Below are 12,804 nucleotides of genomic sequence, written 5' to 3'. Positions count from 1 at the left end.
GAGGGCGGGCGCTAGGACAGCAGCCAGTCGTCCACGCCCGCCAGGAGCTTCTCCTTCACGTCCTCCGGTGCCGCCGACCCCCGCACCGACTGCCGGGCCACCTCCGCCAGCTCCGCGTCCGTGAACCCGTGGTGCTGCCGCGCGATCTCGTACTGCGCCGCCAGCCGGGACCCGAACAGCAGGGGATCGTCCGCGCCCAGCGCCATCGGGACACCCGCCTCGAACAGAGTCCGCAGGGGGACGTCCTCCGGCTTCTCGTAGACACCGAGCGCCACGTTCGACGCCGGGCACACCTCACACGTCACGCCCCGGTCGGCCAGCCGCTTCAGCAGCCGCGGGTCCTCCGCCGCCCGGACCCCGTGCCCCAAGCGGTTCGCACCCAGGTCGTCCAGACAGTCCCGTACGGACGACGGCCCCGTCAGCTCGCCCCCGTGCGGCGCCGACAGCAGCCCGGCCTCCCGCGCGATGCCGAACGCCCGGTCGAAGTCCCGGGCCATCCCCCGGCGTTCGTCGTTGGAGAGCCCGAAGCCCACCACGCCCCGGTCCGCGTACCGCACCGCCAGCCGGGCCAGGGTGCGCGCGTCCAGCGGGTGCTTCATCCGGTTCGCCGCGACCAGGACCCGCATACCGAGCCCCGTCTCACGCGATGTCGTCTCCACCGCGTCGAGGATGACCTCCAGCGCCGGGATCAGGCCCCCCAGCCGTGGCGCGTACGACGTCGGGTCGACCTGGATCTCCAGCCACCCCGAGCCGTCCCGCAGATCCTCCTCCGCGGCCTCCCGCACCAGCCGCTGGATGTCCTCCGGCTCCCGCAGGCACGAGCGCGCCGCGTCGTACAGCCGCTGAAAGCGGAACCAGCCCCGCTCGTCCGTCGCCCGCAGTCTCGGAGGCTCCCCGCTGACCAGCGCCTCGCTCAGCGCGTCGGGCAGGCGCACCCCGTACTTCTCGGCCAGTTCCAGCACGGTCGAGGGCCGCATCGAGCCGGTGAAGTGCAGGTGCAGATGGGCTTTCGGCAGTTCAGAGACATCACGTACACGCTCCATCCCAGGATCCTGCCGTATGCCTCAGCCGTCCCGACAGGGTTTTCCCCGAACGTGGTCTTGCTCGCACGCCCACACGACAAAGCGGGCCGCGCCCCGCAAGGGGAACGGCCCGCCGTGACTGCTCACCTCAGTGGTCAGTCCCTGGCCTCCGCCAGCAGCTTCTGGATCCGGCTCACGCCCTCGACGAGATCCTCGTCACCCAGCGCGTACGACAGCCGCAGATACCCGGGCGTGCCGAACGCCTCGCCGGGCACCACCGCGACCTCGGACTCCTCCAGGATCAGCGCGGCCAGCTCGACCGTGTCCTTGGGCCGGCGCCCGCGGATCTCCTTGCCGACCAGACCCTTCACCGAGGGGTACGCGTAGAACGCGCCCTCGGGCTCCGGGCACACCACGCCGTCGATCTCGTTCAGCATCCGCACGATCGTCTTGCGGCGCCGGTCGAAGGCCTCACGCATCTTCGCGACCGCGTCCAGGTCGCCGGAGACGGCGGCCAGCGCCGCCACCTGCGCCACGTTGGACACGTTCGACGTGGCGTGGGACTGCAGGTTCGTCGCGGCCTTGACCACGTCCTTCGGGCCGATGATCCACCCGACCCGCCAGCCGGTCATCGCGTACGTCTTCGCGACACCGTTGACCACGACGCACTTGTCGCGCAGCTCGGGCACCACGGCCGGCAGCGACACGGCGGAGGCGTCGCCGTAGACCAGGTGCTCGTAGATCTCGTCGGTCAGCACCCACAGGCCGTGCTCGGCGGCCCAGCGGCCGATCGCCTCGGTCTCGGTCTCGCTGTACACCGCGCCCGTCGGGTTGGAGGGCGACACGAAGAGGACCACCTTGGTCTTCTCCGTACGGGCCGCCTCCAGTTGCTCCACGGACACCCGGTAGCCGGTCGTCTCGTCGGCGACGACCTCCACCGGGACACCCCCGGCCAGCCGGATCGACTCCGGGTACGTCGTCCAGTACGGCGCGGGCACGATGACCTCGTCGCCCGGGTCGAGGATCGCGGCGAAGGCCTCGTAGATGGCCTGCTTGCCACCGTTGGTGACGAGGATCTGCGAGGCGTCGACCTCGTAGCCCGAGTCGCGCAGCGTCTTCGCGGCGATCGCGGCCTTCAGCTCGGGCAGACCGCCGGCCGGCGTGTAGCGGTGGAACTTCGGGTTCTTGCAGGCCTCGATCGCGGCCTCGACGATGTAGTCCGGGGTGGGGAAGTCGGGCTCACCGGCACCGAAGCCGATCACCGGCCGCCCGGCTGCCTTGAGGGCCTTGGCCTTGGCGTCCACGGCGAGGGTGGCGGACTCGGAGATCGCGCCGACTCGGGCGGAGACCCGGCGCTCGGTGGGAGGGGTTGCAGGGCTCATGGGCCCCATCGTTTCAGACCGGAAACGCTCGCGGCACGGGGGTTTCACAGACTGAACAACGTCGGGCAAACCCTTGAACAACAGTACGGATCGACCGTCCGGCCTGGGCGATCTTCAGCCTGATGCCAGCCGCCGGCTCCCTGCTCTCGGGGCGATCTTGCGCCAACAAGGGCCCCCGCGGGCCCTTTCTGTTCGACGACCGGCCGCGGAGCACGTACACTCTCACCTCGTTGGCCTCCCGCAGGCCGCGCCCGTTCGGTGCACACCAAGCATCCGGACGGATGCGGTACGTTGGGGGACACACAAAGGGTCGTAGCTCAATTGGTAGAGCACTGGTCTCCAAAACCAGCGGTTGGGGGTTCAAGTCCCTCCGGCCCTGCTACACACACCTTCGCCAGGATGTGTGCGCATGTACGTACAGCAATGCACCGCCGTGCGGCTCAGACCGGGCGCGGCACGGCCACGACCCGGAATCAGGTGAGGACGAGTGACGGACGCCGTGGGCTCCATCGACATGCCTGATGCCCAGGATGAGGCGCCGGAGTCCAAGAAGGGCCGCAAGGGCGGCAAGCGCGGCAAGAAGGGCCCGCTGAAGCGCCTGGCCCTCTTCTACCGCCAGATCGTCGCGGAGCTGCGCAAGGTCGTCTGGCCGACGCGCAACCAGCTCACGACGTACACGACCGTGGTGATCATCTTCGTGGTCATCATGATCGGCCTGGTCACCGTGATTGACTATGGACTCAGCAACGCCGCCAAGTACGTGTTCGGCTGAGCAGCCCGCGAAGAGCGCCGAGGTACCCGGCGCTCCTTTCGCATGTTCCACCCCTATGTATCCAGGAAGAAGCAGCCACCGTGTCTGACCCGAACGTGAACGACGCCATCGAGCCTGTCGAGTCCGTCGAGGACGAGCTCGACACCGTCGAGGGCGCGGACAGCGAGGACACCGAGACCTCCGCCGAGGTCGAGGCTGCCGACGCCGTCGCGGACGACGCCGCCGAGGCGGAGACCGAGGACGACGGCGAAGAGGCCGCGGAAGAACTCGTCGAGGAAGAGCCCGAGGACGACCGCGACCCGATCGAGAAGCTCCGCGAGGAACTGCGGGTCCTGCCCGGCGAGTGGTACGTCATCCACACCTACGCCGGCTACGAGAACCGCGTGAAGACCAACCTCGAGCAGCGCGCCGTCTCGCTGAACGTCGAGGACTACATCTTCCAGGCCGAGGTGCCGCAGGAAGAGGTCGTCCAGATCAAGAACGGCGACCGCAAGACGATCAAGCAGAACAAGCTCCCCGGCTACGTCCTCGTCCGCATGGACCTGACGAACGAGTCCTGGGGCGTCGTCCGCAACACCCCCGGCGTCACCGGCTTCGTGGGCAACGCCTACGACCCGTACCCGCTGACCCTGGACGAGATCGTCAAGATGCTCGCCCCGGAGGCCGAGGAGAAGGCCGCCCGCGAGGCCGCCGAGGCCGAGGGCAAGCCGGCCCCGCAGCGCAAGGTCGAGGTCCAGGTGCTGGACTTCGAGGTCGGCGACGCGGTCACCGTCACCGACGGCCCGTTCGCCACGCTGCAGGCGACCATCAACGAGATCAACCCCGACTCGAAGAAGGTCAAGGGCCTCGTCGAGATCTTCGGCCGCGAGACGCCGGTCGAGCTCTCCTTCGACCAGATCCAGAAGAACTGACGCACACCAGCTTCCGAGCAGGTCAGGCGGGCTCCTGGAGCCTGCCTGACCTGCTCGGTTTTTGGCCGCACATGGATACCCGTTATCGTGGTGCGGTATGCCTCCAGCCGGATGATCCGGTTCGGAGGCTGGAAAACTCTCACTAGGACCCGGAGAGAGCAATGCCTCCCAAGAAGAAGAAGGTCACGGGGCTCATCAAGCTCCAGATCCAGGCCGGTGCCGCCAACCCGGCCCCGCCGGTCGGCCCCGCGCTGGGCCAGCACGGCGTCAACATCATGGAGTTCTGCAAGGCCTACAACGCCGCGACCGAGTCGCAGCGTGGCTGGGTCATCCCGGTGGAGATCACGGTCTACGAGGACCGTTCCTTCACCTTCATCACCAAGACCCCGCCGGCCGCCAAGATGATCCTGAAGGCCGCGGGCATCGAGAAGGGCTCGGGCGAGCCGCACAAGACCAAGGTCGCGAAGATCACGCGTGACCAGGTCCGTGAGATCGCCACGACCAAGATGCCCGACCTCAACGCCAACGACCTGGACGCCGCCGCGAAGATCATCGCCGGCACCGCCCGTTCCATGGGCGTCACGGTCGAGGACTGAGCCCCAACCCCATCAGCAGAAGTGGCAGGGCCGGCTCGGCCCGGACCACGACTCCTAAGAATCCACAGGAGCAGTAGTGAGCAAGCGCAGCAAGTCCCTTCGCGCTGCGGACGCCAAGATCGACCGGGAGAAGCTGTACGCCCCGCTCGAGGCCGTCCGTCTCGCCAAGGAGACCTCCACGACCAAGTTCGACGGCACCGTCGAGGTCGCCTTCCGTCTGGGTGTCGACCCGCGCAAGGCCGACCAGATGGTCCGTGGCACCGTGAACCTCCCGCACGGCACCGGTAAGACCGCCCGGGTCCTGGTCTTCGCGACCGGTGACCGTGCCGAGGCCGCTCGTGCCGCGGGCGCCGACATCGTCGGCGCCGACGAGCTGATCGACGAGGTGTCGAAGGGCCGTCTGGACTTCGACGCCGTCGTCGCCACCCCGGACCTCATGGGCAAGGTCGGCCGCCTCGGCCGCGTGCTCGGCCCGCGTGGTCTGATGCCGAACCCGAAGACCGGCACCGTCACCCCCGATGTCACCAAGGCTGTCAACGACATCAAGGGCGGCAAGATCGAGTTCCGCGTCGACAAGCACTCGAACCTGCACTTCATCATCGGCAAGACGTCGTTCGACGACACCAAGCTGGTGGAGAACTACGGCGCGGCGCTGGAGGAGATCCTCCGTCTGAAGCCGTCCGCCGCCAAGGGTCGCTACATCAAGAAGGCCGCCATCAGCACCACGATGGGCCCCGGCATTCCGGTCGACTCCAACCGCACCCGCAACCTCCTCGTCGAGGAGGACCCGGCCGCGGTCTGAGCCTGACGGCTCGCCCAACCGGTCACGGGCCCCGCACCTCTTACAGGTGCGGGGCCCGTTCCCTTTTCCGGTACGTACTCCGGTGGCCTGGGTTAACGTGCGGGAACCGGATACGAACGGGGGGACGTATGCAGGGCACGACCGCGCACCGCGTGGGCCTGGTGCTCGCGGTGGCGACCGCGCTGACGGGCTGTACCTTCTCGGACTCCTCCGACCGCCCCGGCGAGGACGACCCTGCCGCGCGCTCCGCCTCCCTGGCGGCCCTGCGCTCCGCCGAACGGGCCACCGCCCGGGCCGAGTCCGCCCGGGTCGAGTCCACGACCACCATGGGCTCGCTGATGTCCATGACCGCCGACGGCACCCTCGGCTGGGGCGACGGCATCACCGGCACCCTCACCATCACCTACACCGGTGGCACGATCGCCGACACCATGCGCAGGCTCGGCACCACCTCCATGGAGGCCCGCTACCTGCCCGACGCCTACTACGCGCGCATGGGCGACACGTTCGCCGAGCAGGCGGGCGGCAGGCACTGGATCCGGTACGCGTACGAGGACCTCGAAGCCCTCGCCGGCGGATCCGGGGCGCACCTCGGCGACCAGATGCGCACCACCACGCCCAACCAGTCCGTGAAACTCCTGCTGGCCTCCGGCGACGTCAGAAAGGTCGGCGAGGAGACCGTGCGCGGCCGGGCCGCCACGCACTACTCCGGCACGGTGGCCGCGGCTGACGTCACCGACGAGGGCCTGCGCAAGCAGCTCACCGAGGCCGGTGTCACCACCGAGACCGTCGACATCTGGGTCGACGAGCGGGATCTGCTGGTCAAGAAGGTGGAGAAGGCGCGGATGACCACGGGCCGGATGACCCAGACCGCGCACTACCGCGACTACGGCGTCCGGATCCGGACCGAGCGGCCCCCGCAGTCCGACACCGGGGACTTCGAGGACCTGATGCGGAAGAAGCCCGCCACAACCGGTACACCCTGACGTTGCCGTCAATTCGGTTAGATCACTTGTACCCCTCTGGTATAGGCTCGCGGCCTTGCTGTGAAGCAAGTCTGCATTCCTTGGGGGGAATCAATGAAGACATCTATACCCGTCGCCGGGCTGGGCGCGCTGCTTCTCGCCGCCGGGGCGGTCGGCTGCGGATCCGAGCAGTCGCCGGAGATGACGCCCGCGGCCGCCGTCGCCAAGGCCGCGAAGAACACGGAGGACATCACGTCCCTCCAGTACCGCCTGAGCGGCACGAGCCCGGGTGAGGGCCGGGTCAAGGGCGAGGCGTCGATGCGCATGAAGCCCACGATCGCCATGAGCATGAAGATGACGGCTCCCGACAAGGGAACCACCGAGGCCGTGGAGATCCGCCTCGTCGACAAGGCCATGTATCTCGGTGGGGGAGCCGACATGGCCAAGGAGATGGACGGCAAGCGCTGGATCAAGTTCGACCTGTCCGGCTCCGAGGCGGGCAAGGACCTCGACCAGATGGGCAGGAGCACGAGCCAGGCCGATCAGAACCCGGCGGCCCAGTCCGCCTTCCTCACGGGCGCCAAGGACGTGAAGAAGGTCGGCTCCGAGAAAGTCGAGGGCGTCGAGACGACCCACTACTCGGGCACGGTCACCCTCGCCGACCTGCGCGCCTCCCTCAAGGACGCCAAGGGGGACACTCGCGAGCAGCGCGAGAAGAGCATCAAGCAGTTCGAGAAGCTCGGCGTCGACAAGCTCGCGATGGACATGTGGATCGACGGCGAGGACCACACCAAGCAGTTCCGCATGAAGGGCGACGCCGACAAGGGCCCGCTCGACATGACCATCACCTTCCTCGACTACAACAAGCCGGTGGACGTCAAGGCGCCGCCGGCCAAGGAAGTCGCGGACCTGGGCGAGATGTTCAAGGAACTCGAGACGAGCTGATCCGGCGTACGGGGCGGATTTGCTTGACGGCGATCCGTTCCCGTACCCTCCTGTAGAAGCCAAAGACCGCTGGTCGTTACCGCGCGCTCGTAAGAGGGCGCGGTGGCCGAAGGATCCGCTGAACGGCGGACGACCCGCGCAGGTGACACTGGAAGAGCTCCTGGACTTCGCTGCCTTGTGCGGCGGACAACCGGTTGAGCTACGCCCCGTGCGCTTGCGCCGGGGCGTTTCGTTTTCCCCAGTCCTCCTTCGGGTCCGCGCGGTCCGAATCACCCGGAAGGAGGCCGAGGCTCATGGCGAGGCCTGACAAGGTCGATGCCGTCGAGGAGATGCGGGACAAGTTCCGCAACTCCAACGGTGCCGTCGTTACCGCGTACACCGGTCTCACCGTGGCGCAGCTGCAGCAGCTGCGTCGTTCACTCGGTGAGAACGCTAACTACCGTGTGGCGAAGAACACGCTGACCAAGATTGCGGCCAATGAGGCCGGGATCAACACGATCGACGACCTCTTCACGGGTTCGTCGGCCGTCGCCTTCGTGACCGGTGACCCGGTCGAGGCGGCGAAGGGTCTCCGTGACTTCGCCAAGGACAACCCCAACCTCGTCATCAAGGGCGGTGTCCTTGACGGCAAGGCGCTGTCCGCCGACGACATCAAGAAGCTTGCGGACCTCGAGTCCCGCGAGGTTCTGCTCTCCAAGCTGGCCGGTGCCATGAAGGGCAAGCAGTCGCAGGCTGCCTCTGTCTTCCAGGCGCTGCCGTCGAAGCTCGTCCGCACCGTGGACGCGCTCCGTGCCAAGCAGGACGAGCAGGGCGGTGCCGAGTAACTCGGCTCGCATCCCGGCCCCCGCTGCCTGAACGCGGGAGCCGTCGCGGGCCAGACGTACGCCCGCCTCACATGTACATCCGGCACCTGCCGATTTAGTGGAAGGACCGCCATCATGGCGAAGCTCAGCCAGGACGACCTGCTCGCCCAGTTCGAAGAGATGACCCTCATCGAGCTCTCCGAGTTCGTGAAGGCCTTCGAGGAGAAGTTCGACGTCACCGCCGCCGCTGCCGCGCCGGTCGTCGTCGCCGGTGGTGCCGCTGGTGGCGCCGCCGCCGAGGCCGTCGAGGAGCAGGACGAGTTCGACGTCGTCCTCACCGGCGCCGGCGACAAGAAGATCCAGGTCATCAAGGTCGTGCGTGAGCTGACCTCCCTCGGCCTGAAGGAGGCCAAGGACCTGGTCGACGGTGCGCCGAAGCCGGTTCTGGAGAAGGTCACCAAGGAGGCCGCCGAGAAGGCGAAGGAGTCCCTCGAGGGCGCCGGTGCCTCCGTCGAGGTCAAGTAAGACCTCTCGGATCCGTCAGGATCCACGACACGTCCCCCTGGACGTGTAACGCGTAAGCGCTCAAGAGCGATCATCCATCCGGGTGGTCGCTCTTCGGCGTTCCGGGGGTCCGGCCACGGTTGCCTTGCACCCCCGGTGGCGGGGGGTATGGTGATCTTCGTCGTGTCTCCGGGCGGCTCCGCTTCGGGCAGGGGGGCCTTGACGAACCGCACGCAGCGCGCAATTCTCAGGACGCGTCGTCACAAGGATCCGTATCCGAGGCATGGATCGACGGCGAAGAGGGCAGTATCAACGTGCGTTGAGGGCAGCGCCTTGTCGCAGGAGTGGAACAACGAGGGTCAACACGGGCGTGAAAACCCGGACTGGACATCAGTGTGCCAAGTGGCTACACTGACCCTTTGCGCTGCCTGTTAGCTGTCCCCTGCCCGTCACCAGGGGTCTGCCCTCACCCGAGCATCGATGACAAGAGCTGTCTGACCTGGCCTTATGGCTGGACCGACGCAGCTTGTCTCTGTGTACGGGAGAGGGGCCGGTACGCGCGTAGTGAGTCCGAGCCCTCGGAAGGACCCCCTCTTGGCCGCCTCGCGCAACGCCTCGACCGCGAATACGAACAACGGCGCCAGCACCGCCCCGCTGCGCATTTCCTTTGCAAAGATCAAGGAGCCTCTCGAGGTTCCGAACCTGCTCGCGCTGCAGACCGAGAGCTTCGACTGGCTGCTCGGCAACACCGCTTGGCAGAGTCGGGTCGAGGAGGCTCTGGACAACGGTCAGGACGTCCCCACCAAGTCCGGTCTGGAGGAGATCTTCGAGGAGATCTCCCCGATCGAGGACTTCAGCGGGTCGATGTCGCTGACCTTCCGTGACCACCGCTTCGAGCCGCCGAAGAACTCGATCGACGAGTGCAAGGAGCGCGACTTCACGTACGCGGCCCCGCTCTTCGTCACCGCCGAGTTCACGAACAACGAGACCGGCGAGATCAAGTCCCAGACGGTCTTCATGGGCGACTTCCCGCTCATGACGAACAAGGGCACCTTCGTCATCAACGGCACCGAGCGTGTCGTGGTGTCGCAGCTGGTCCGTTCGCCCGGTGTCTACTTCGACTCCTCCATCGACAAGACGTCCGACAAGGACATCTTCTCCGCCAAGATCATCCCGTCCCGGGGTGCCTGGCTGGAGATGGAGATCGACAAGCGCGACATGGTCGGTGTCCGCATCGACCGCAAGCGCAAGCAGTCCGTCACCGTCCTGCTCAAGGCTCTCGGTTGGACGACCGAGCAGATCCTCGAGGAGTTCGGCGAGTACGAGTCCATGCGCGCCACCCTGGAGAAGGACCACACCCAGGGTCAGGACGACGCGCTGCTCGACATCTACCGCAAGCTGCGTCCGGGCGAGCCCCCGACCCGTGAGGCCGCGCAGACGCTGCTCGAGAACCTCTACTTCAACCCCAAGCGCTACGACCTCGCCAAGGTCGGCCGCTACAAGGTCAACAAGAAGCTGGGCGCGGACGCTCCGCTCGACGCCGGCATCCTGACCGTCGAGGACGTCATCTCGACGATCAAGTACCTGGTGAAGCTGCACGCGGGCGAGACCGAGACGGTCGGCGACAGCGGCACCTCGATCGTCGTCGAGACCGACGACATCGACCACTTCGGCAACCGCCGTCTGCGCAGCGTCGGCGAGCTCATCCAGAACCAGGTCCGTACGGGTCTGGCGCGTATGGAGCGTGTCGTCCGCGAGCGGATGACGACCCAGGACGTCGAGGCGATCACGCCGCAGACCCTGATCAACATCCGGCCGGTCGTCGCCTCCATCAAGGAGTTCTTCGGCACCAGCCAGCTGTCGCAGTTCATGGACCAGAACAACCCGCTGTCGGGTCTGACGCACAAGCGTCGTCTCTCGGCTCTGGGTCCCGGTGGTCTGTCCCGTGAGCGGGCCGGCTTCGAGGTCCGTGACGTGCACCCCTCGCACTACGGCCGCATGTGCCCGATCGAGACGCCTGAAGGCCCGAACATCGGTCTGATCGGCTCGCTCGCCTCCTACGGCCGGGTCAACGCGTTCGGTTTCGTCGAGACCCCCTACCGCAAGGTGTTCGAGGGCCAGGTCACCGACGAGGTCGACTACCTGACCGCCGACGAGGAAGACCGCTTCGTCATCGCGCAGGCCAACGCGCCGCTCACCGACGAGCTCCGCTTCGCCGAGGCCCGCGTGCTGGTCCGCCGTAAGGGCGGCGAGGTCGACTACGTCACCGGCGAAGACGTGGACTACATGGACGTCTCGCCGCGCCAGATGGTGTCGGTCGCGACCGCCATGATCCCCTTCCTGGAGCACGACGACGCCAACCGTGCCCTCATGGGCGCGAACATGATGCGTCAGGCCGTGCCGCTGATTAAGTCCGAGGCCCCGCTCGTCGGCACCGGCATGGAGTACCGCTCCGCGGCCGACGCCGGCGACGTGGTCAAGGCCGAGAAGCCGGGTGTGGTCCAGGAGGTCTCCGCGGACTACATCACCACCGCCAACGACGACGGCACGTACATCACGTACCGCCTGGCCAAGTTCGCCCGCTCCAACCAGGGCACCTCGGTCAACCAGAAGGTCATCGTCGGCGAGGGCGACCGGATCATCGAGGGCCAGATCCTCGCGGACGGTCCGGCCACCCAGCAGGGCGAGATGGCGCTGGGCAAGAACCTGCTCGTGGCGTTCATGCCGTGGGAGGGTCACAACTACGAGGACGCGATCATCCTGTCGCAGCGCCTCGTGCAGGACGACGTCCTCTCCTCGATCCACATCGAGGAGCACGAGGTCGACGCCCGTGACACCAAGCTCGGCCCCGAGGAGATCACCCGGGACATCCCGAACGTCTCCGAGGAGGTCCTCGCCGACCTCGACGAGCGCGGCATCATCCGCATCGGCGCCGAGGTCATCGCCGGTGACATCCTCGTCGGCAAGGTCACGCCCAAGGGTGAGACCGAGCTGACGCCCGAGGAGCGCCTGCTGCGCGCGATCTTCGGTGAGAAGGCCCGTGAGGTCCGTGACACCTCGCTGAAGGTGCCGCACGGCGAGACCGGCAAGGTCATCGGCGTCCGCGTCTTCGACCGCGAGGAGGGCGACGAGCTTCCCCCCGGTGTGAACCAGCTGGTGCGCGTCTACGTCGCGCAGAAGCGCAAGATCACCGACGGTGACAAGCTCGCCGGCCGTCACGGCAACAAGGGCGTCATCTCGAAGATCCTGCCGATCGAGGACATGCCGTTCCTGGAGGACGGCACCCCGGTCGACATCATCCTCAACCCGCTCGGTGTGCCGTCCCGAATGAACCCGGGTCAGGTCCTGGAGATCCACCTCGGCTGGCTCGCCAGCCGCGGCTGGGACGTCTCCGGTCTCGCGGACGACTGGGCGCAGCGCCTCCAGGCCATCGAGGCCGACAAGGTCGAGCCCGGCACCAACGTCGCCACCCCCGTCTTCGACGGTGCGCGTGAGGACGAGCTGGCGGGTCTGCTGAACCACACGATCCCGAACCGCGACGGCGAGCGCATGGTGCTCCCGACCGGTAAGGCGCCGCTGTTCGACGGCCGCTCCGGCGAGCCGTTCCCGGAGCCGATCTCGGTCGGCTACATGTACATCCTGAAGCTGCACCACCTGGTCGACGACAAGCTGCACGCCCGTTCGACCGGTCCGTACTCGATGATCACCCAGCAGCCGCTGGGTGGTAAGGCCCAGTTCGGTGGCCAGCGCTTCGGTGAGATGGAGGTGTGGGCGCTGGAGGCTTACGGCGCCGCGTACGCCCTCCAGGAGCTGCTGACCATCAAGTCCGACGACGTCACCGGTCGCGTGAAGGTCTACGAGGCCATCGTCAAGGGCGAGAACATTCCCGAGCCCGGCATCCCCGAGTCCTTCAAGGTGCTCATCAAGGAGATGCAGTCCCTGTGCCTCAACGTGGAGGTGCTGTCCTCGGACGGCATGTCCATCGAGATGCGCGACACCGACGAGGATGTCTTCCGCGCTGCGGAGGAGCTTGGCATCGACCTGTCCCGGCGCGAGCCGAGCAGCGTCGAAGAGGTCTGACGGGAGTTCGGAGGCCTTCGTC

11 protein-coding genes and 1 tRNA gene are annotated in these 12,804 nt (G+C 67.3%); 10 read left to right on the top strand and 2 right to left on the bottom strand.

Annotated features, from left to right (window positions below):
- Positions 1 to 11 precede the first annotated feature (11 nt).
- Both NNW99_RS14445 and NNW99_RS14440 read right to left on the bottom strand, forming a co-directional pair.
- Positions 12 to 1,043, bottom strand: coding sequence for an adenosine deaminase (locus tag NNW99_RS14445; RefSeq protein ID WP_215119488.1), 1,032 nt, complete (start codon positions 1,041 to 1,043; stop codon positions 12 to 14).
- 134 nt (positions 1,044 to 1,177) lie between these two features.
- Complete coding sequence (locus NNW99_RS14440; RefSeq protein WP_215119484.1) at positions 1,178 to 2,404, bottom strand: pyridoxal phosphate-dependent aminotransferase; 1,227 nt, start codon at positions 2,402 to 2,404, stop codon at positions 1,178 to 1,180.
- Between the two features lie 306 nt (positions 2,405 to 2,710).
- On the opposite strand from NNW99_RS14440, the gene NNW99_RS14435 reads away from it, so the two are divergent.
- The 10 genes from NNW99_RS14435 (at position 2,711) to rpoB (ending at position 12,782) form a co-directional block, all read left to right on the top strand.
- A tRNA-Trp gene (locus tag NNW99_RS14435) sits at positions 2,711 to 2,783 on the top strand.
- A gap of 108 nt (positions 2,784 to 2,891) precedes the next feature.
- Positions 2,892 to 3,176, top strand: coding sequence for a preprotein translocase subunit SecE (secE, locus tag NNW99_RS14430; protein ID WP_215119482.1), 285 nt, complete (start codon positions 2,892 to 2,894; stop codon positions 3,174 to 3,176).
- A gap of 80 nt (positions 3,177 to 3,256) precedes the next feature.
- Positions 3,257 to 4,087, top strand: a complete 831-nt coding sequence (nusG, locus tag NNW99_RS14425) for a transcription termination/antitermination protein NusG (protein ID WP_215119481.1) — start codon at positions 3,257 to 3,259, stop codon at positions 4,085 to 4,087.
- A gap of 161 nt (positions 4,088 to 4,248) precedes the next feature.
- Positions 4,249 to 4,683, top strand: a complete 435-nt coding sequence (rplK, locus tag NNW99_RS14420; RefSeq protein ID WP_031141270.1) for a 50S ribosomal protein L11 — start codon at positions 4,249 to 4,251, stop codon at positions 4,681 to 4,683.
- 76 nt (positions 4,684 to 4,759) lie between these two features.
- Entirely contained in the window at positions 4,760 to 5,485 is a 726-nt protein-coding gene (gene rplA / locus NNW99_RS14415; protein ID WP_215119478.1) for a 50S ribosomal protein L1, read from the top strand.
- A gap of 128 nt (positions 5,486 to 5,613) precedes the next feature.
- Positions 5,614 to 6,471, top strand: a complete 858-nt coding sequence (locus NNW99_RS14410) for a hypothetical protein (protein ID WP_215119477.1) — start codon at positions 5,614 to 5,616, stop codon at positions 6,469 to 6,471.
- 93 nt (positions 6,472 to 6,564) lie between these two features.
- Positions 6,565 to 7,395: a DUF1396 domain-containing protein gene (locus NNW99_RS14405; RefSeq protein WP_215119472.1), complete on the top strand. Its 831-nt coding sequence runs from the start codon at positions 6,565 to 6,567 to the stop codon at positions 7,393 to 7,395.
- A 293-nt stretch (positions 7,396 to 7,688) separates the two neighbouring features.
- Positions 7,689 to 8,219, top strand: a complete 531-nt coding sequence (gene rplJ, locus NNW99_RS14400) for a 50S ribosomal protein L10 (RefSeq protein WP_215119470.1) — start codon at positions 7,689 to 7,691, stop codon at positions 8,217 to 8,219.
- A gap of 114 nt (positions 8,220 to 8,333) precedes the next feature.
- Positions 8,334 to 8,723: a 50S ribosomal protein L7/L12 gene (gene rplL, locus NNW99_RS14395; RefSeq protein ID WP_215119469.1), complete on the top strand. Its 390-nt coding sequence runs from the start codon at positions 8,334 to 8,336 to the stop codon at positions 8,721 to 8,723.
- Between the two features lie 573 nt (positions 8,724 to 9,296).
- Positions 9,297 to 12,782 (top strand): DNA-directed RNA polymerase subunit beta, encoded by a 3,486-nt coding sequence (gene rpoB, locus NNW99_RS14390; protein WP_215119468.1) that lies wholly within the window; start codon positions 9,297 to 9,299, stop codon positions 12,780 to 12,782.
- The last annotated feature ends 22 nt before the right edge of the window (positions 12,783 to 12,804 follow it).

The sequence above is a fragment of the Streptomyces sp. CRCS-T-1 genome (assembly GCF_024442335.1).
GTDB lineage: Bacteria > Actinomycetota > Actinomycetes > Streptomycetales > Streptomycetaceae > Streptomyces > Streptomyces koelreuteriae.
The sequence above is the reverse complement of the archived record's forward strand: the minus strand, read 5'-3'. Positions and strand labels throughout refer to the sequence as shown.

What these genes read in the sequence shown, in the direction of transcription:
- NNW99_RS14445 (WP_215119488.1), bottom strand. Translation starts at nt 1,043, where the DNA reads ATGGAGCGTGTACGTGATGTCTCTGAACTGCCGAAAGCCCATCTGCAC.
- rplJ (WP_215119470.1), top strand. Translation starts at nt 7,689, where the DNA reads ATGGCGAGGCCTGACAAGGTCGATGCCGTCGAGGAGATGCGGGACAAG.
- rplK (WP_031141270.1), top strand. Translation starts at nt 4,249, where the DNA reads ATGCCTCCCAAGAAGAAGAAGGTCACGGGGCTCATCAAGCTCCAGATC.
- NNW99_RS14405 (WP_215119472.1), top strand. Translation starts at nt 6,565, where the DNA reads ATGAAGACATCTATACCCGTCGCCGGGCTGGGCGCGCTGCTTCTCGCC.
- NNW99_RS14410 (WP_215119477.1), top strand. Translation starts at nt 5,614, where the DNA reads ATGCAGGGCACGACCGCGCACCGCGTGGGCCTGGTGCTCGCGGTGGCG.
- NNW99_RS14440 (WP_215119484.1), bottom strand. Translation starts at nt 2,404, where the DNA reads ATGAGCCCTGCAACCCCTCCCACCGAGCGCCGGGTCTCCGCCCGAGTC.
- rplL (WP_215119469.1), top strand. Translation starts at nt 8,334, where the DNA reads ATGGCGAAGCTCAGCCAGGACGACCTGCTCGCCCAGTTCGAAGAGATG.